The organism is Kribbella sp. NPDC050820, from assembly GCF_040653975.1.
Classification (GTDB): Bacteria; Actinomycetota; Actinomycetes; order Propionibacteriales; family Kribbellaceae; genus Kribbella.
The window spans coordinates 21301-39977 of the sequence record NZ_JBFAHB010000050.1 but is presented as its reverse complement, the minus strand read 5'-3'; the positions used below and the strand labels follow the sequence as shown (position 1 = coordinate 39977).

Here is an 18677-nt window from a genome sequence, read left to right as displayed (position 1 = left end):
GACCTTCGCGACTGGCTGACGGACCAGCGGTACTCACCGCGAACGATTCCCCAGGTCGTCAACGTCGCGTTGTGGCTGAGCGCATGGATGGACGATCACGGAGTCGCGCTCGACGCGGTTGATGATGGAGTGCTCGATCAGTTCAGGGCGGGCTTCGCGCCAGGTACTCCAGGTCGCGCGACGGTCCTGGGTCGGCTTCCCCTCGCTCGTCGTTACCTTCTCGATCCGCATAGCCGGTCACTCCGCACGCGAGCCCCCGACGATGTCGGACCGGCAGGTCGCGATCTGGACGCGTGGGCGGTCTGGCAACGCGAACAAGGCGGGATCAGCGAGGCTGTCATTCGGAATCGGCGCCACTGGGTAAGCGCGTTCGTCGCGACACTCCTCGACGACGAAACGGTCGGGTGGGACGAGGTCGACGTGGGCGCCGTCAACGCCTACATCGCTGAGCGTGGGAAGGGCTACGCACCGCCGTCGTGCTCATTGCTGGTCAGCGCAATGCGGTCGCTGCTGCGCTGGGCGCTCGTGACGGGCCGGATCGACCGGGACCTGACCCACGGGATTCTGCGCACGCGGGCGACGCGCGCGACGCTGCCTCGCGGGCTGACCCCAGCCCAGTTCGATGCGCTGCTGGCTACGATTGACCCGGCGACCCGAGTCGGTGTGCGGGACCGAGCCGTGCTGATCACCTTGGCGCGTCTTGGACTCCGTGCCGGTGAGGCCGCCGGCCTCATGCTCGACGACATCGACTGGGCGGCTGGCCGGCTCAGCGTCGTCGGCAAAGGGCAACGCCGTCTGACTCTTCCGGTGCCCGCCGATGTGGGTCAAGCCCTTGTCGCCTGGCTGCAGGTGCGCCCCACCGACGCGTATGACCGGGCTGTGTTCGTCCGTTTGCGAGCACCGATCGGCAAGCTGACCAGCGCCGGGATCTCGGACATCGTCGCGCATGCGGCCGAGCGAGCCGGGCTCGAGCCGATGCATGCGCACCGGTTGCGTCATACCGCGGCGATGAACGTCATCGCCGCTGGAGGCACCCTGATCGAAGCTCAAGAGCTGCTCGGGCACGCAGGCGCCGACAGCACGCGCATCTATGCCAGGACCGACCTTGCCTCGTTACGGTCGCTGGTCGTGCCGTTCGGGCGGCTGCCGTGATGACGCTTCGCGATGAGCTCGACTCCTACCTGAGCACCCGACGGTCCCTGGGCTACAAGCTGACCACGAGCGAGTACCTGCTTGGACAGTTCTGCGACTGGCTCGCCGCACGCGGCCAGCTTGAGACGTTCACGATCGAAGACGCGGTGGCGTGGGCGCGTGAGCCGGTCCACGCGCAGCCGGTGTGGTGGTCCCAACGGCTCACCGTGCTGCGTCCGTTCGCGGCCTACCTCAACGCCTGCGGCCGGGAGGTGCCCGTCATCCCGCGTGCCCTGCTCCCCAGGGTCACCACACGCGCGACACCGTTCATCTACACCCAAGCCGACCTGGACGCCCTGCTCGGCGCGTGCCCGGCCGTGTTCGAGAACGTGAGGGTGGCCGCGACGATGCGGGCGATCGTTGGTTTGCTGGCCGCGACCGGGATCAGGATCGGGGAAGCCGTTGCGTTGACGGTCCCAGACCTCGACACCGACAACGACGTCATCCTCGTGCGCGGGAGCAAGACGCCACTGGACCGCCTCGTCCCGATCGACCCGACCACCACGGCCGTGCTGGTCGACTACCTCGGCATGCCCGAACGCGCCGCCACCCGCCCCGACCCCCGCGGCCCGATCTTCGTCACCTACAAGGGCACCGGGTTCGGGATCGAAATGATCGAGCAGTACTTCAGGCGCCTAACGCGTGCCGCGGGGCTGGAACCGCGTGGACGTGCCCGACCGCGGCTGCACGATCTGCGGCACACGGCGGCTACCGCGCACATGGCCGCCGCCTACCGAGACCGACGCGATCCTCAACGGACCTTGTCGCTGCTGGCGACCTGGCTCGGGCACGCCCATGTGGCAGACACCTACTGGTACCTCAGCGCCACGCCGCAGCTGATGGCGCTGGCAGCCGAACGCCTCGAACCACCAAACCCAGCTGCGGATGGACGATGAACACGCTGGCCATCGCGCTGCAGCAGTACTTCACCAGCTACGCCCACGCGCAGCGCGACCTTTCCCCAAATACCGTCGCGGCCTACCGCGATACCTGGCGCATGCTCATCACGCACCTCACCGACATACTCGGTGTCGATGACGGAGGTGTCGACGCCCGCGTTCATCAGCGCCATCGCCGCGGTGTGCCGCAGGGTGTGCGGGGTGACGTGCTTGGATGCGATCGAGGGGCAGGAGAGCGCGGCGGCCGCGGCGTGTTTGGCGACGAGACGTTGAACGGCGTCGGCGGACATCCGGGTTCCGCGGCGTGTTGGGAATACCGGGCCGATCGGCGGAGGTCCAGCCTCTGGCAACCAGGCGCGGAGGACGGCCGCAGTCTGCTTTGTGAGCGGGGTTGCGCGCTCTCTTCGGCCCTTGCCGGTGGTGTGGACGGCGGCGCCGGGCGTGGTGATGGTGACGTCCTGGATGGTCAGCCCGATCATCTCCGAGAGACGGAGCCCGGTTTGAACGGCGGTGAGGAGTAGCGCGTGGTCCCGACGGCCGTACCAGGTCGCGCGGTCTGGCGAAGCGAGGAGGGCATCGGTCTCCGGGCCGGTCAAGTACGACACGATGGCCCGGTCGTGACGGCGTTGCGGGATCGCCAGGACTTGACTCGCGGTGTGAGCCCGGTCAGGGATCAGCGGCAGCGCGTAGCGGTAGAAGGAGTGGATCGCGGCCAGGCGCGCGTTGCGGGTCGCGGTGCTGTTGTGCCGTTCGTTGTCGAGGTGATCGAGGAAGGCGCCGATGGTGCGGGCGTCGAGCTCGTCGATCGTGAGCCGGGATGGAGCCTTGTTCGTCTTCTGCGCGGCGAACAGCAGCAGGAGCTTCATGGTGTCGCGGTAGGCCGAGACGGTCTGTGGGCTGGCCTGCAGGTGCCGGGTCAGTCGTTCGGTGAAGAACCCCTGGAGAAGTGAGGCCACGGTCGGCTCGGTCATGACACCGCCCCCGAAGCGGACGCAGCAGTTTGACCCTCGAGGCGGTCCGTGGCGTGGGCGAGCAGTTCGGGTACTGCGTGCAAATACCAGTAGGTCGATGCAGGATCGACGTGGCCGAGCCAGGTCGACAGCAGCGGCAGCCGCGCTTGGACGTCAAGGCCGTCGCGGTACCAATCGAGCAGCGTGTTCACGGTGAAGGTGTGCCGGACATCATGCAGCCTCGGCGGCCGGTGCCCTGGTGCGGTGGCGACGCCGGCAGTGGCGACGATCTGTCTGAACGTAGCGCTCAACCGGTCCGGGTTGAGCGCCCCGCGCCGGCTGTTGACGAAGACGGCTGGGCAAGCCCGTGCCGTGGACCCGACCCAGTCCTGGCGAACCTGCAGATATTGGCCCAGAACAGTGGCAGTGGTTGGGTGGATGAAGACGAACCTGGACTTGTCGAACTTCGTGTGCAGAACTTGGACCACGCCGTTGTCTAGGTCGATGTCGCCCAGGGTCAGGCGGCATGCCTCGCCGGGACGCATCCCCGTCGCTGCGAGCAGGCCGATCAGGGTTCGCCAGGTAACCGCCTTGAATCTTGGGGACAAGGCGTCGGAGGCAGTCAACAGGGCGAGAATCTCGGCCTCGCTGAACACATTCGGTTCCTTGGGCCGGTATCGCCGGTTGCAGATTCCCTCGGGAGGAATCTCGGTGGCCGGGTCCAGCGCATGCTGATACCGGGCGAAGATCCGCACCGCGTCCATCCTGCGGGCGAACAAGGCGTCATTGACGTGAACCTTGATCGTCGAGGTGGCCCACTCCACCGCGAGGTCGGTCCGGACGCGGGTTGCTCCGCGCACCTCGCAGAACGCGACGAAGCTCAGCAGTAGCTTGCCCAGGCCCTCGACCTTGAAGCCCATCGCCCGGCGCATGGCGAGGTAGTCGGTGACGTTCTCGCGCAGAGTGCTCATGATCGAGACCCCGGCCACGGTCGTGCCAGACTCCGAGCAGCAGGGTCACCACCGGTGACGCCAGGCGTCGTACCAGGCCAAGGCCGGGCGAGCGGTCGCAGAGCAACCTCATCGACCTTGGCGTAGATCACGGTCGACCGCGCGCTCCGGTGGCGCAGCACCTGCCCCACCTCCGGCAGCGATGCCCCGGCTCGCAGCATGGCGGTGGCCAGCGTGTGTCGCAGACGGTGCGCGCCGATTCGGGCAAGCCCGGCGTTTTGACATGCGGTGCCCACGACATGGCCGATCGCCCCAGACGTCAGCGGCCGTCCGGGTGGTCGCAGCGTGGTGAACACCGACCGCGTCTCGCACTCAGGCCGCCCATTGGTCAGCCACGCGACGATCGCTTCTCCCGGCTCAGTCGGCAGGGGCAGTCGTTCGACCCGGTTGCCCTTGCCGGCGACAGTAAGCTCGCCGGCGCGCCAGTCGATGTCGTCCAGGCGAAGGCATGCGACCTCGCCTCGCCGCAGCCCGAGCCGGGCCAGCAACAGCAGGATCGCGTAGTTGCGCCGACCCATGGCCGTGAACCGCAGCCACCCGGTTGTTGCCAGCAGCCGCTCGACGTCAGCCACCGGCACAGACCGAGGCAGCGACGCTTGGTGCCAGCCTGCCGACGACGGCACCGCGCCCCACAGCTCGGCGGACGTCCGTCCCGTCGCGTGCGCGAACCGCAGGAACGAGCGCACCGACCTCGCCATCGACTTCGCCGAGTACGTGTTGCGATCCCGGCAGTACTCGACCATGAACGCAGTCGCAGTCCCCGCGTCCATCAGACTCACCGACACCTGCGTGGGCTCGGGCAGCGCCGCCAGGAACTGCTCGGCGTTCCAGCAGTAGTTGTGGATGGTGATCGGCGCCAGGCCGCGCTGGCGATCCAGCCACTCACCGAACTCCACGAGCAGATCCCTCACCAAAGCCGTGTCCTCGCGGACATCGACGGTGCCTTCCGGGTCCATCTCTTCCTCCTCCTGGTGGGCATGCGAGAGCACCACCAGACAGGCACATCAGCACCCGCACCGCGAGGATTATGCCGCGCTCGCGACTCCCGCCCGGGCCGCTGACCAGCACGAACACCAACCCCAAGGAGTCGACCTCGGCATAACCGCTACCTCGGCGTAATTGGAGTTATGCCGACGTCGGCATAACTCCAAGGAACGCCGGGTCGACCCGCAGGTCGTTGTCGGGCTGTTGGTGGATCGGGGCGGGTTCCCGTTGGAGATCGGCTGCTGGGAGGGCAACAAGGCAGAGACCGCCACGATCGTCCCGATCATCAGGCAGTTCCAGGCCCGCCACGGCCTGGCGGACATGGTGGTCGTTGCTGACGCCGGGATGCTCTCGGCCTCCAACCTCAAGGAGCTCGACGAGGCCGCGCTGAGGTTCATCGTCGGGTCCCGGGTGACCAAGGCCCCGGCCGACCTGGCCTCGCATTTCCGGTGGCACGGGGACGCGTTCGCCGACGGGCAGGTCATCGACACGATCACCCCGCGGGTGGCCACGACCGCAGCGCGGGACGACAACGACGTGAACAAGCGCGCCGAGCCGGTGTGGGACCCGGCAGTGCACACTCGGTCCTGGCGGGCGGTGTGGGCGTACTCGCGCAAACGCGCGGTCCGTGACGGCAAGACCCTCACGCTGCAAGAGAACCGGGCCAAGGCCGTGATCGCCGGCGAGAAGGCCGCTCGAACACCACGATTCATCACCACCAGGAACGGCACCCAGTCCTTGGACGAGGCATCCCTTGCCAGGGCGCGACGCCTCGTGGGCCTCAAGGGGTACGTGACCAATATCCCCGCTGCCGTGATGCCCGCCGGTGAGGTCATCGCCAGCTACCACGACCTGTGGCAGGTCGAGGCGTCGTTCCGGATGAGCAAGACCGACCTGCGCGCCAGACCGATGTTCCACCACACCCGCGAGGCGATCGAGGCTCATCTGACCATCGTGTTCGCCGCACTGGCCGTGGCCCGCCACCTGCAAGACGCGACCGGGATCAGCATCAAGAAGATCGTTCAGACCCTACGACCGCTGCAGGAAATCAGCGTCCGCATCGCCGGCCACGAGCACCTCGCCGAAGACCCCCTCACCCCAGCCGCGACGTCCATCCTCGACGCCCTCGACCTCACCCCTCAATGACGTACCCCGGTGGCACGAGTCAGGCCGGAGGGAGTTTCACCCTCGGCTCCCACACAACCGTCGGTAACAGGTCTCCCGTTACACGGCTCTTGCCACCCTGATCACCAGACGCTGCGGGACCACTGCGAACATCCTGCGGATATCGCTGCGTGATTCTCTGGAAGCAACGCTTGGCCTTGTTGAACCCGGCGAGCCGTTTGTATTTCTGCGGATCCAGCGCACCAGGTAGGTTGATGCGCCGCAGAAAGGGCTTCAGCGCGGAGTGATAGAACGATGTCCCGGGGGGCCTTACCCCCGGTTCTTGGACACGGTGGGTGGATTACGCCGCTGACGGGGAGGTAGCGGGGAGGACGGTGGAGGGGTTTCGTAGGTGTTCGGGGACTGGCAGCGGCACCAGGAGTGTCGTCGGTGGTGTAAGGGTAGGACCCTCTCCCTCGCTCGAGCACGACCTAACGTCCCGCCACCGGCGGCATGGGCAGACCACAGGGCAGGGCCTGAAGGACAGTGCGTGGCGCGGACATCGGCTGGCGTCCTTCTTGACGAGCGAGAGGTGGGTCAGCGGGCCGTGTAGCCGCCGTCGACAGGGATGGAGACGCCGGTGAGGTACGACGCCTCCTTCGACGCCAGGAAACTGACGACGGCTGCCACGTCTTTGGGGTCGGCAACACGTCCCAGTGGGATGTCCGCCACGCGGTCGCGTTCGGTTTCTTCCGGATCGGCCTCCCGGCTGAGCCACGCCTCGTACAGGGGCGTGCGCGTCAGACCCGGCGCGACCGCGTTGACCCGAATATTGCGCGGCGCCAGCTCGACCGCGGCGGCAGTAGTCAGGGCCTTCAGCGCGCCCTTCGCGGAGGAATAGATCGCCGCAGTCGGCAGGCCGATCGAGGCCAATCTCGAGGTGATGTTGATGATCGCCCCGCCGCGGTCCATGCGTTTGGCGCTCTCCTGCAGAACGGCGATCGCCGCAATCGCGTTTATCTCCAAGACGCGCCGAATGTCTTCCACTGGCACGTCGAGCAGGTATCCGGTGTAGTCCATGGCGGCGTTGTTGACCACCACGTCGAGGCAGCCGTACTGGTCGACCGCGACGGCGGCGAGTTCCGCTGGTGCGCCGGGCGTGGTCAAGTCCAAGGCAACGAAGGTGGCGTTCTCCCCCAGTTCCGCACGGACTTGCTCACCGCGCTGCCGATTGCGGCCGGTGATGACGACGTTGAATCCATCGGCGTGGAGTCGGCGAGCGACCTCATGCCCGATGCCGGAGGTCGAGCCCGTCACGATGGCGGTTCGGTGACTCATCTACCAAGCTCCGATCTGGTTGACGGCGTCTTGAGTCATGCGGCGCCGTGGTCGATTCGTTCGGGTGTCGAGGTCGCGAAGCATGGGCGCATGGCGCGTCGGCGGTGCTAGCGAAGTCAATGTTCATGACGGCATTGGTCGACCTCGGCTCGCTCGTTGGGCGACGTCGGGTGCGTTCCACCGTCGCATCCGCTGCGCAAGCCTGACGGTCACATCGACCGAGCATGCCTGGTGAAACCTAGTTGAACATGATCATCTGGCGTAGGGCTGAGCCGTCGGCAAGGGTGTCCATTGCCTGGTTGATGTCCTCCAAGGAGGTGTACGAGGTTATGAGCTGTTCCACAGGCAGGTTCCCGTTGCGCCAGAGCTCGACAAAGCCTGGGATGTCGCGGGACGGGACGGCCGAGCCGAGGTAGCTCCCGATGATCGTGCGAGACTGGGCAGTGATCGTCAACGGGGAGATCGCCGCAGTGGCATCAGGCGCAGGCAATCCGACCGTGACGGTCCTACCCCCAAATTCCGTGGCCGCGAATGCGGTCTCGAACGCTTTGGGGTGGCCCGCGGCTTCGACTACATGTGTCGCCAGGATGCGATGCTCGGCTACTTGGGCGGGCGTGTATGTCGCTGAGGCGCCCAACCGGCGTGCTATCGCCAACTTTGCCTCGGAGGTATCGACGCCGATGACGTGGACTCCTTCCAGCGACACCGCAGTGATGAGCGCGGCCATGCCGACGCCTCCGAGCCCGACGACCATCAGAGTGTCTCCGGGGGCGGGTTGAGCAGCGTTTAGCACCGCCCCACCTCCGGTGAGCACTGCACACCCCAGAACCGCGGCGATCGCCGGGGGGACGCTTTCATCAACCGGCACGACGGTCCGGCGGTCAACCACGGCGTGGGTGGCGAAACCGGAGACGCCATTATGGTGGTGGATCTCCTTCTTCTTCAGGTGGAGCCGGAAGCCACCGCCGAGAAGGACTCCGTGTGCGTTGGCGCGGCTGCCCAGCGTGCAGGGAATCTTCCCGGCCGAGGCGCATGCCGCGCATTCACCACACCGGGGAAGGAAGGTCATCACCACTCTTTGTCCCTCGACGAGGTCGTCAACTCCATCCCCGACCGAGACGACGCGGCCGGCGGCCTCGTGACCCAACAGGATTGGGACAGGACGATCACGAGTCCCGTCGACGACGGACAGATCCGAATGGCATACCCCTGCCGCTTCGATCTGGACGAGGATTTCATTCGGCCCCGGTGGGTCGAGTTGAAGCGTCGCGACAGCGATCGGACGAGAGCGCGTATAAGGGCGTGCTGCCCCGCTCTGCTCAAGGACGGCTCCCTGGATTTGCATTTCAGTGCTCCTCACGGTGGGCCGGCCCTGCCGGGACTGGGGACCGTAGCTCGGTTCGTTCGACGAGGTAGGGCGCCGGGTCGAACGTGCCGTTCTCCTCGCGGAAGGTGTGCGTGAAGTCCGGCCACAAGATGAGTCGACCGTTGCGCGGGTCCAGATACCAGGACTGGCAACCGCCTGTCAACCAGACGGTGCCTTGGCTGCGGTCCTCGATGCGTTGGACGTAGTCCGCCTCGGCTTCGGCTGACACCTCCATCGCCGTGATGTTCTCGGTGTTCATGTACTCGAGTGCGCCGAGTATGTAACTGATTTGGGACTCGATGACGTAAATAGCGGAATTGTGCCCGGTGCCGGTGTGGGGGCCGTTCATAATAAAGAGGTTGGGGAATCCGTGGACGGCGGTCGTGGCATACGCCTGCATGCCCGTCTCCCACTGGTCGGCCAGAAGCTGGTCGTCCTTGCCGGTGATCCGATGTGCGATCGGCAGGTCGCTGGCTTCGAATCCGGTGGCGAGCACGAGAACGTCCAGTTCATGCTGGGCTCCGGCAACGGTCGTGACAGTGTTACCTTCGATCCGCGCAACTCGGCTCGTTTCAAGAGTGACGTTGGAACGGCACAGGGTCGGGTAGTAGTCGTCGGACCTGAGAATTCGTTTGCACCCGAACTGGTAGTCGGGGGTGAGCTTGCACCTGAGATCGGGATCGTCGACCTGGGCGTGGATGTGGTCCAGAGCGACCCGGGCGACCTCGTTCAGCACGGCCGGGACCGCTTGACGCTCGACGAACCGGGCTTCGCTCGCCCAGAAAATCTCGGCACGCAGGGCATCGATTCTCTCTGGGAGCCGGCGGAACGTCGTCTTCTCGATCTCTGTATAGGGCCGGTCGTTTCGCGGGATGATGTACGGAGCGCTGCGCTGGAAGACAGTAAGGTGCCCGGCCACCTTGGCGAGTTCGGGCACGATCTGGATGGCCGAGGCGCCGGTACCGATGACGCCGATGCGCTTGCCCTCCAGGTCCACGTCGTGGTTCCAGGCGGCGGAGTGGAACAGGTGACCGCTGAAGGTGTCCAGTCCCTGGATCGCGGGCGGCTTCGGATCTGACAGGTGACCGGCGGCGTTGATGAGTACCTTGCCCCGATACGCACCTCGGCGGGTGCGCACCGTCCAACGCGAATCGGCCTCGTCCCAGCGCGCATCCACCACTTCAGCTCCGAACTGAATGTGAGGCGTGAGCTGCTCGTCACGGGCCGTCTCTCGAAGGTAGGACAGGATCTCCTGCTGCGGGGAGTAGACGTGCGACCACTCGGGGTTCTTGCGGAACGAGAACGAGTACAGGTGCGATGGGACATCGCAAGCCGCCCCGGGGTACTGGTTATGCCACCATGCGCCACCGACGTCATCGGCACGCTCCAACAGCACGAACGACGCGTGGCCCCGCCGCCGTAGCTGAGTGGCCATGCCCAGCCCGCCGAAGCCGGCGCCCACCACAATTACCTCAACGTCCTTCACCGAGTCCGCGAGTGGCTCGATGAAATTCTGCGCAGGGTTCGGGTCGCTGGTGCTCAAGGTTCGAATCTCCCGTCGGGCGTGAATAGCGGACGTTTTCAGATCGTCGGAGTGGCCAGCCGGCAGCCGGCAGGCGCGTCGATTCGACGAGCGGCGAAAGCGTCGATGAGGTGGAACAGTTCGGCTGGACGCTCGATGATGACGGCGTGACCGCTGTCAATGGTGGCTAGCCGAGCGTCGGCGATGGCGCCCAACAGCGAGTGGCTGTGATGCAGCGGGACCATCTGGTCATAGGTGCAGCCGATGACCAGTGTTCGCGCCCGGATCTTGTCCAGGATTGAGGACAGGTCCACATCCCGGTTGAGCTCCATCTGCTCATCCCGACCGTCGACCGAGACCCGCGCCAGCATGTCCTCAATCTCGGGCTCGGTCCTTGCCGCCAAGAACGGCGCACCATAGGAGGTGTAGAGCATGAACTCGCGAAGCGCCGGGGAATTGGCTTGCCGAAGCCGCTGCCAGACCGCGTTGCGTAGCCGCTGCTGAGAGTCGCTCTTCATCCATCCGGCCACCAGCACGAGGTCCTTCACCCGCGCCGGATGTGCTGCAGCCATCGCTGCCGCAACCACGGCTCCGAGCGAGTACCCAACCAGGACCACCGGCTCGTCCGTGGCCTCACCGAGCACGGCATTCACCTGGCGCACCAGCCAGTCGAGGCTTAACGCCTCCCCTGCGGGAGCAGGGGCGAACTCCAGGGCGATGACCCGATACCGCGGGGCGAGCATCGCGAACAGCCTGCCGAAGTGACTTCGCACGCTTCCGCCAGTCCCGTGCAGCAGGACGAGCGGCGTCTTGGCGCTGCAAGTGTCATAGAAGACCACCTCGGCGTCATCCAGCACTACGGTGCGCTCAACTGCGTCGGGATGAATGCTCACGGGCGAGCTCCCCGTGCCTGCGAATAGAAGAGAAGTGAAACTGGGTCGTCGACCGGGCAGACCATCGTGGCCTGCTTGCCCGGTGGACTCACTCGGTGACTTCCCAGTTGCATAAGGGGCCGGCTCAGTCAATGTCAGTGCCTCTGGTGATCTTGTTGTTGTTCTGCCGTCACTTCAGCTGTCGACCCGGATCCGATTAAGGCGTCACAGGTCGACGTGGGGCGCATCGGCCGGACCATGCTCGATTCGCTTCCCTTGTCCTGCCGCGCGCCCGAACAGCACGCGTCGATGGCCGACTGCTGGTCATTAACGACGGCAAGCCTGTTCTCCTCAATGCTGACCACCGCGTCTGCATCCCGCGACCCACAACCTGTCCAGCGATAGTTGCCGGTACTCAACACAGTTTTATGCAGTACCAGCCGAACGGAGGCGCAGACTCGTCGGGGCCAGGGCTAGTGGCGTCCTCTCCGGTTAGCGGGCCGCCGCGCCGAGCGAGACAGCCGGGGGTCATCGCGTGCATCTTTTGGTGAACCGACCGAAGAACACAAGAGGAGAGGCACATGAGGGCCTGGACGCGATTCCAGCTTGTACTCAGTCGCAAAGGCCAGAGGCAGACCCCAACGATGTCGATCTGACACAAGTGGAGTCGGCGCCGCCCGCTCTCGACGCTTGTCCTGGTGTTTGTGCAGCTGCGCCGGCGCATCGAACCAGTGCAGTGCGGGTCAGCGCCTCTTTTCATCACGCTGCAGCAGATCCGGCGAGCCCACCGTGGGCGCACACGCCGCAAGTGGCCGATCAACGCTTCCGCCTCCCCCGGCCAACCGGCTCGGGTCATTCCTCGACCGCCGGTGCCCATTCGCCATGGCTCGAAGCGTCGCCGCCTGGAATGCGTTACTGCCGCGCCGTGCTGTAACGCACAGCCGAGCGAATTGCGTCGGCCGATCCCGCTGATCCCCGAAGGACCGGTGTGTCGTTCCGCTTGCTACCGGTCTGGACCGCGTCCTGGTTGGGCCGGCCGACGCCCGCTTGACTTCAACTCATGTACAAGCCGCCATTGACGTCCACGGTTGTGCCGGTGATGTACCCCGCGCCTCGGTCGGTCAGGAACGCGATGGTGCGCGCGATATCACACGGGTCACCGAGCCGCCCCACGGGGACGGTTGCGAGAAACCGAGCGTTGACCTCGTCACTCACCATGTTGACCATGCCTGCATTGATCCGGCCTGGGGCGACTGCGTTCACAGTGATCCCGTGCGGGGCGAGCTCATTGGAAAATGCCCGGGTAAGCCCGATAATCCCGCTCTTCGCCGCCGCATAAGCCACCCCGGCGACTTTTCCGCCGTTGCGCGCGGCAATGGACGAGAGGTTGACGATGCGCCCGTAGCCGGCTTGCTTCATCGCACCGGCGAACGCTTGGATGCCGAGGAAAGAGCCGGTGAGGTTCACAGCGAGGACACTGTCCCACTCTTCCCGGCTGACCTCGAGTCCCGGAACGCGCACTCCATCTCGTTTCGGAGAGATCCCGGCGTTATTCACGAGGATCGTCGCGGGACCAAACCGATCTTGGGTTTCCTCACAGACACGTGTCCAGTCACCCGCGTTCGTGACGTCATGTGTCATGACGTGAAGGCGCCGTGAGAGACCACCGAGCTCCGTCCGTAGCGAGCTCAGGCCGGGCTCGCTCATGTCCGTGGCCACCACGTGGTCGCCACGCTCGAGCAGCATGCGGACAGTGATCGAGCCGATACCACCGGCCGCGCCAGTGACCACCGTGATATCAGGGGTTCCGCTTGTTCTGTCGTTCATACCTTCCTCATATCTTCGTCGCGGATAGGCGCCGTTGACCCGCGCCGCCACGTCCGGGCAGGGAGAGCCCAACTGAACTCAAAGCAGATGGGTAGAGCGTGTAGGTTTCGCTAGTTGTCAACTGTTGCGGTGAAGCGTCCTGAGCGAGTCCAAGCAATGCCGGTTCAATCCGGGTCACCCCGGCGGGAGATGTGCGTTTGCCGGAGCGCAGATTCGCGCTCGGAGTAGCATTGCCGGCAGTGCGGGCGCGGTTGTTGGAGGCATCTCAGCTGCCCGGTTGTGTCTCCTCGTCACGCAGCCACCGGTCTTCAACCTCACGAGAGATGGAGGTCGGGGGCTGGCGTGTCGGGACCGGCCCATCGTTCGACGAGGTGCTGAAGGAAGCGTAGGCCGACGGCCAGTGCCTGTTCGTTGATGTCGAATCGGGGGTGATGGTGAGGGAAGCTCGTTTCGGTGGCGGCGCCGATGAGGGCGAAAGCGGAGGGTAGGTGTTCGCCGTAGAAGGCGAAGTCTTCCGCTCCCATCCCGGGCGGCCGCGACGCGACCCGGTGGGCGCCGACGGCTGCTTCGGCGGCGGGGCGGGCGAACTCAACGACTTTGCTGTGGTTGATTAGCGGTGGGCTGCCGCGGTGGTATGCCACCTCGGCCTTGGCATGGTGTGCGGCAGCGTACCCCCTGGTGAGCCCGACGAGTTCGGTTTCCAGCAGATCACGTGTCGCCGGTGACAGCGTCCGTACCGTGCCGCTCAATCGCGCCTCTCCCGGGATTGCGTTATACGCGTCTCCGGCGTGGAGCGAACCCACGGTCACCACTGCTGGTGAGAGTGGATCAATGCGCCGGCTCACCAGCGTCTGCAGCTGCGACACCAACCCTGCGGCGATTGTCAGGGCGTCGGTGGTCTGATGTGGAGAGCTGGCGTGTCCGGCGTTACCTACGATTGTGATATCGAACCGATCATCACTGGCCATAATTGCGCCATCGCTCAGTCCGATCAGCCCGGTGTCCAGGTTGCTACTGAGGTGCAATCCGACCACGGCCATTGCACCGTTGACGGCGCCTGCCTCGATGACTTTCTCGGCCCCGCCATCGGCGAGTTCCTCGGCAGGCTGGAACAACAGCCTGATCTCCCCGCGGAGCCGATCGCGACGCCGAGACAGCAGCTTCGCCAGGCCCAGCAGGATCGCGGTGTGGCCGTCGTGGCCGCAGGCGTGCATGACCCCGGGCCGCGTGGAGGCGTAGCTGACCTTGTTCTCCTCCTGGATCGGGAGCGCGTCGATGTCTGCCCTGACCACCAGCACCGGACCAGGTATCTGACCCCGCGCATGGGCCACCGTCGCCGTGCTCAGCGGCGCGTCGAAGGGCAGGCCCCACTCATCGAGCAGCGAACGAATGAACGCGGTTGTGTCATGCTCCTCAAAACCAAGTTCAGGGTGCGCATGAAGATGCCTGCGCCACGCCGTCATCTCCTCCAGCAGGTCGGCGCCGACTCGCTGAGTACCCAGATGTGCCATGCCGCTTCGCGTCTGGGTCATGCGGGGCGCTCGAACAGCAGGCGCGGGATGTTGGACAGTGGCTCCGCGCCGTCGTCGGTGACGCGGACGACCTCGCTGAACACGTAGCCTTCTTCGGGTTCCCAGATCCCGACGATGACGTGGAAGGTCATGTCGGCGACGATCTCGCTGTGATCGTTGTCCCCCAGGCTCGCCCCGCCGTCGATCCAATCGAGACCAACCGAATATCCGATGCGAGAGTCTTTCTGGATCCCGTGCGGACGGAAGGCCACGTCGAATGCTCGCGCGACATCGCTGCACCTTACTCCGGGTCGGATCGCGTCAATGGCGGCATGCCATCCGTCGAGCACGGCGTCGTGGACCTGCTTCAACCGCGGCGGGGGCGAACCGAGGTAGGCGGTCCGCGCCAACGGGCAACAGTAGCGGCGCCGAGTCGCGACGATCTCGAAGTTGGTCTGCTGGCCGGCCGAGTACACCTCGTCAGACCACTTCAGATGGGGCGCGTTGGCAATTCGCCCCACGGGCATAAACGGCAGTTGACGCGGCGGGCCGCCGGGAATGGACTCAGTGCCAGAGCACAGCGCCGACATAATCGTCGCCGCCACGTCAGATTGCCGGGTTCCTACGGCGATCTTGTCGATACCAGCGAGCATCGCTTGATCCACGATCGCCGCGGCCTCAGTCATGTAGGCCAGCTCACGCTCGGACTTGACCCGCTTGCACTTGGACACCAAGCCCGTCGCGTCACGCAGCTCCTCCACTCCTAGCGCGTCGACGAGCTTCGCGTAGGCGGTCACCCCCAGCGCAGTACCGGACAGCTCGGCGCCGATCCGTGCCGATGCACCAATCCGGCCCTTGATGAACTGGCCGATGGCTTCCCACGGACTGCGCTCTGCCGACCCGACATAGCTCTCCGCGTACGGAACAAGGTGATCCTGCGGGAGCCAGCATGTGCTCTCCGCGTTCCTGAGCTCCATCTTCCTCGTGATGAGGTACGGGTCGTCCTCGAGCGTGACGAGCACAGCCTGCTGCTGGTACGGGGACCACTCCTCATAACCGGTGAGGTAGCAAAGATTGCCTTCCGAGGTCACCAGCAGCGCGTCCAACCCAGCGTCCGACATCAATGCCCGCACACCGTCCAGCCGGGCCCGATACTCCGATGTCTCAAATGCCTGCACATTCGCCTCCCACTGGTCACCCATCTCAACCGCCATGGTTGCGCTGCCCACCCAGTTCCGCGACCCACAATCTGTCGGGCATCACCCGTCGGCCGCCTGACAGTTTGCCCACGCGCTGGCCTTCAGCGCGTCTTGGGGGTCTGGTCTGCTGGCGGGCGAGGACTCCGTGCCTGGCCTCTGTGACAGCCGGTCCTCACTGGCCACCAGCCTGTCGTCCAGTCTCCAGCACCGCTGAACCTGACCCGGTATTTACCCGGGAATGGGGTTGCGATCCGGCAGCGGCGCTTCCGCGTAGGTCCCACGGCCTGCACAAGAGGTGTTCTCAGCAGTCGAGGTGGGCTTCGTGGGGGGAGTCCGAGACGACGTTGGCGATCTGGTCAGATGTGCTCCAAGCCCCCCGCTGAGACTGAAATCCGACGCCGGTCAAGTGCACGCCACGTCGATCTCAGTCCTGTGGCCGCGCCCAGTCGGCCATCTCCCCGAGTTGGGCCCGGACTCGACCGCGACATCCTTCGCACTGGCGACCAGCGCCGGCGGCGTTCCCGTCTGGCGCCCCCGATCTGCGCGCCTGAGGCGCCGACGATGGGCTTCGTCGTCCGTGACGTCCCGTGCACACCCAGAGCACTGGCAGCGCCGCACGGTGCAATGAGGCGTAAGACTGTGTTGAGTCGAGCGGCTTGATACTGGACAGATTGTGGGTCGCTGCCGTCAGGTCGCCAGGTCAGAATGACGTCAACGTCGGGCGACCAGGTAGGAGCCGCAGCAGCATGAAGGAACCGCAGACGGTCAGCAACAACGATCTATCGGCTCTCTTCCGACCCAAGTCGGTAGCGGTGGTCGGCGTAAGCTCGAGCGAAAGCTATACTCGACTCTGGAGCCGTCAAACGCTGGAAAACTTCCGGCTCTTCGGGTACTCGGGGAAAGTGGCCGCGGTGAATCCGAAGTACCAAGAGGTCCAAGGTTTCCCGTGCTATCCGTCGATTAAAAGCATGCCATTCGTTCCGGATGCTGTCGTCATCTTACGCAATGCTGCCTCGACGGTTTCCATGATTGAGGAGGCTGCAGAGGTCGGCGTGCGGGCGGCGGTGACCTTTGCGACGGGTTTCGCCGAAGTTGGAGCAGAGGGGGCAGCAGCGCAAGCGCGGATTGCGAACGTGGCGCGAGCGTCAGGAATGGCGGTCGTCGGTCCGAACTGCAGTGGGCTGATCAACTGGGTTGATCGCGTGCCTCTCCACCTGGGAGCCGCCGAACTCAGGGGGCCGGGCTGCGTTGCCCTCATTGCGCATGGTGGAGGACCCAAAACATCCCTCTTCGGAAACAAGCGCGGCGTGCGCTGGAGCCACGTCGTGACCTGTGGGAACGAAGCCGTCACGGGTAGTGCCGACTTCCTCCGGTACTTCATCGATGACCCACAGGTACGAGTCGTCTGCGCTTTCATCGAAACAATCCGCGATCCCGAGCGATTCTTCTTCGAATGCGAACGAGCACGGGCCGCCGGAAAACCCGTGATCATCCTCAAATCAGGACGCTCTGAAGCCGCCCGGAAGATGGCCACGGCGCATACAGGCGCACTTGCCGCGCCATATCGGCTCTACCGCGAACTCTTCCGAAGGCACGGCGTCGTGCAGGTGGACTCGTTCGATGAATTGCTCGCGTCCGCCATCACCATGCAGGTGAAACGACCGCCGGGAGAAGGACGCCTTGCAGCGGTCCATCCGTCAGCCGGACTGCTCGAGTTGATCCTGGACGAGTCGGCAAAGTACCCGTCGCTCAGCTACCCTGACTTTGAGCAGCACACCGCGAACACACTTCAGGGCCTCGTACCTGGCTATCGCGGGCGGAGTAACCCCGTCGACATCGGCAACAGCCTCGCGAATCTGCGAGACTCCAATCCCAAGATCTTAGCGGCCGCCGGACACGACCCGAATGTCGACATCGTCGTCGCACACTATGATCCGAATCAACTCGGTGGTGGATACTCGATAGAACACGAACTGACCGCTGACAGCGCGGTCAGAGCCGCTGCGGCGACGAACAAGCTCGTCACCCTGGTTACGCCACTGGATGGTTCGACGCCACCCGAAACAGTTGAGAACTTCCTGGACAAGAATGTCGTAGTCCTCGGGATCCATGAGGCTTTTCGCGCCCTGGATCGGGCCGTAATCTGGACGCGACCCGTGCCTCCGATCGCGGACGAGGCGCCGATCGAAAAGGCGGGGATGGCCAAGCGAATCCGCGAGTTCGGGGGAAAGCCCTTCGCGGGAAAGCCGGCGTTGGATTTCCTGGGCGACGCAGGCATCTCTGTCGTTGAGAGCCGTTTCGTAGATAGCGTGAATGCGGCCGTCGGCGCGGCAGAAGAGCTCGGTTACCCCGTCGTCGCGAAGATCGGCGACACCGGTGCGTTACATCGAACTGAACTCTCCGGCGTGATGGTGAACCTGCGGAATGCGCAAGAGGTGGCCGCGGCAGCGGAAAAACTCTTCGCGTCGGACGCGCACATCCTCATCATTCAACCATACGTGCGGGACGGGATCGAGATGATCCTCGGTCTGCAAACAGACGACGTCCTCGGGACGTTCGTCCTGGTTGGCCAAGGCGGCATCTGGACGGAGGTCATGGATGACGCAGCGCTCCGGCCCGCAGGTCTCAGGGTTGGTGAACCGGAGCAGATGCTTGCTGAACTTCGGGTGCAACGAATCCTCAAGGGCGTCCGTGGCGCCGCCGCCCTCGACACACAAGCTCTCGCTGATGCCGTAAGGCGACTCGACACGATTGCGCGAACTCTCGGTGACCAGCTCCATTCGATCGACATCAATCCGCTCTTCGTGCGCAAGCAGGGAGTCGTTGCGGTGGATGCGCTTGTCGTGCCGCGCCCCACGTAAACGGGTCGCGCACGATGAGGCCACCGACCCACGCGTGATGCCG

Annotated in this window: 14 protein-coding genes; 4 read left to right on the top strand and 10 right to left on the bottom strand. The window is 65.1% G+C overall.

Annotation, left to right across the window (positions count from 1 at the left end; all coding sequences use genetic code 11):
* Positions 1-87: 87 nt before the first annotated feature.
* Together AB0H36_RS32650 and AB0H36_RS32645 are read left to right on the top strand one after the other, a co-directional pair.
* Entirely contained in the window at positions 88-1152 is a 1065-nt protein-coding gene (locus AB0H36_RS32650) for a tyrosine-type recombinase/integrase (RefSeq protein WP_360532400.1), read from the top strand.
* Positions 1152-2087 (top strand): tyrosine-type recombinase/integrase, encoded by a 936-nt coding sequence (locus tag AB0H36_RS32645; RefSeq protein ID WP_360532397.1) that lies wholly within the window; start codon positions 1152-1154, stop codon positions 2085-2087. Before AB0H36_RS32650 ends, AB0H36_RS32645 begins: the two co-directional genes overlap by 1 nt.
* Here AB0H36_RS32645 and AB0H36_RS32640 read toward each other — a convergent pair.
* Genes AB0H36_RS32640 through AB0H36_RS32630 form a run of 3 tightly spaced genes read right to left on the bottom strand, consistent with a single transcriptional unit; the run spans position 2000 to position 5006 of the window.
* Positions 2000-3061 (bottom strand): tyrosine-type recombinase/integrase, encoded by a 1062-nt coding sequence (locus AB0H36_RS32640; protein ID WP_360532394.1) that lies wholly within the window; start codon positions 3059-3061, stop codon positions 2000-2002. The two genes, AB0H36_RS32645 and AB0H36_RS32640, sit on opposite strands and share 88 nt — an antisense overlap.
* The gene (locus AB0H36_RS32635; RefSeq protein WP_360532391.1) at positions 3058-4011 is read right to left on the bottom strand and encodes a tyrosine-type recombinase/integrase; all 954 of its coding nucleotides are present in this window, start codon (positions 4009-4011) and stop codon (positions 3058-3060) included. Before AB0H36_RS32635 ends, AB0H36_RS32640 begins: the two co-directional genes overlap by 4 nt.
* A complete protein-coding gene (locus AB0H36_RS32630; RefSeq protein ID WP_360532388.1) occupies positions 4008-5006 on the bottom strand; it encodes a tyrosine-type recombinase/integrase in 999 nt (332 codons plus the stop codon). Before AB0H36_RS32630 ends, AB0H36_RS32635 begins: the two co-directional genes overlap by 4 nt.
* A 163-nt stretch (positions 5007-5169) precedes the next feature.
* On the opposite strand from AB0H36_RS32630, the gene AB0H36_RS32625 reads away from it, so the two are divergent.
* A complete protein-coding gene (locus tag AB0H36_RS32625) occupies positions 5170-6180 on the top strand; it encodes an IS1634 family transposase (protein WP_360532385.1) in 1011 nt (336 codons plus the stop codon).
* Positions 6181-6735: 555 nt separating this feature from the next.
* Here the strand turns inward: AB0H36_RS32625 and AB0H36_RS32620 are convergent.
* From AB0H36_RS32620 to AB0H36_RS32590, 7 genes are all read right to left on the bottom strand, one after another.
* Positions 6736-7476, bottom strand: a complete 741-nt coding sequence (locus AB0H36_RS32620) for a glucose 1-dehydrogenase (RefSeq protein ID WP_360532382.1) — start codon at positions 7474-7476, stop codon at positions 6736-6738.
* Positions 7477-7714: 238 nt separating this feature from the next.
* The gene (locus tag AB0H36_RS32615; RefSeq protein WP_360532379.1) at positions 7715-8821 is read right to left on the bottom strand and encodes an alcohol dehydrogenase catalytic domain-containing protein; all 1107 of its coding nucleotides are present in this window, start codon (positions 8819-8821) and stop codon (positions 7715-7717) included.
* 1 nt (position 8822) lies between these two features.
* Positions 8823-10385, bottom strand: a complete 1563-nt coding sequence (locus AB0H36_RS32610; RefSeq protein WP_360532376.1) for an NAD(P)/FAD-dependent oxidoreductase — start codon at positions 10383-10385, stop codon at positions 8823-8825.
* Between the two features lie 38 nt (positions 10386-10423).
* Positions 10424-11257, bottom strand: a complete 834-nt coding sequence (locus AB0H36_RS32605) for an alpha/beta hydrolase (RefSeq protein WP_360532373.1) — start codon at positions 11255-11257, stop codon at positions 10424-10426.
* A 1032-nt stretch (positions 11258-12289) separates the two neighbouring features.
* A complete protein-coding gene (locus AB0H36_RS32600) occupies positions 12290-13063 on the bottom strand; it encodes an SDR family NAD(P)-dependent oxidoreductase (RefSeq protein ID WP_360532370.1) in 774 nt (257 codons plus the stop codon).
* A 314-nt stretch (positions 13064-13377) separates the two neighbouring features.
* Positions 13378-14595, bottom strand: a complete 1218-nt coding sequence (locus tag AB0H36_RS32595) for an amidohydrolase (protein WP_360532367.1) — start codon at positions 14593-14595, stop codon at positions 13378-13380.
* Positions 14592-15788, bottom strand: coding sequence for a Xaa-Pro peptidase family protein (locus AB0H36_RS32590; RefSeq protein ID WP_360532364.1), 1197 nt, complete (start codon positions 15786-15788; stop codon positions 14592-14594). Before AB0H36_RS32590 ends, AB0H36_RS32595 begins: the two co-directional genes overlap by 4 nt.
* Before the next feature lie 731 nt (positions 15789-16519).
* Between AB0H36_RS32590 and AB0H36_RS32585 the strand changes: the two genes are divergently transcribed.
* A complete protein-coding gene (locus AB0H36_RS32585; RefSeq protein WP_360532361.1) occupies positions 16520-18634 on the top strand; it encodes an acetate--CoA ligase family protein in 2115 nt (704 codons plus the stop codon).
* Positions 18635-18677 lie beyond the last annotated feature (43 nt).

Bases quoted from the DNA above. Each gene is read 5' to 3' on its own strand.
- AB0H36_RS32650 (WP_360532400.1), top strand. From the start codon at position 88: ATGGACGATCACGGAGTCGCGCTCGACGCGGTTGATGATGGAGTGCTC.
- AB0H36_RS32645 (WP_360532397.1), top strand. From the start codon at position 1,152: ATGACGCTTCGCGATGAGCTCGACTCCTACCTGAGCACCCGACGGTCC.
- AB0H36_RS32640 (WP_360532394.1), bottom strand. From the start codon at position 3,061: ATGACCGAGCCGACCGTGGCCTCACTTCTCCAGGGGTTCTTCACCGAA.
- AB0H36_RS32635 (WP_360532391.1), bottom strand. From the start codon at position 4,011: ATGAGCACTCTGCGCGAGAACGTCACCGACTACCTCGCCATGCGCCGG.
- AB0H36_RS32630 (WP_360532388.1), bottom strand. From the start codon at position 5,006: ATGGACCCGGAAGGCACCGTCGATGTCCGCGAGGACACGGCTTTGGTG.
- AB0H36_RS32620 (WP_360532382.1), bottom strand. From the start codon at position 7,476: ATGAGTCACCGAACCGCCATCGTGACGGGCTCGACCTCCGGCATCGGG.
- AB0H36_RS32615 (WP_360532379.1), bottom strand. From the start codon at position 8,821: ATGCAAATCCAGGGAGCCGTCCTTGAGCAGAGCGGGGCAGCACGCCCT.
- AB0H36_RS32600 (WP_360532370.1), bottom strand. From the start codon at position 13,063: ATGAACGACAGAACAAGCGGAACCCCTGATATCACGGTGGTCACTGGC.
- AB0H36_RS32595 (WP_360532367.1), bottom strand. From the start codon at position 14,595: ATGACCCAGACGCGAAGCGGCATGGCACATCTGGGTACTCAGCGAGTC.
- AB0H36_RS32590 (WP_360532364.1), bottom strand. From the start codon at position 15,788: ATGGCGGTTGAGATGGGTGACCAGTGGGAGGCGAATGTGCAGGCATTT.
- AB0H36_RS32585 (WP_360532361.1), top strand. From the start codon at position 16,520: ATGAAGGAACCGCAGACGGTCAGCAACAACGATCTATCGGCTCTCTTC.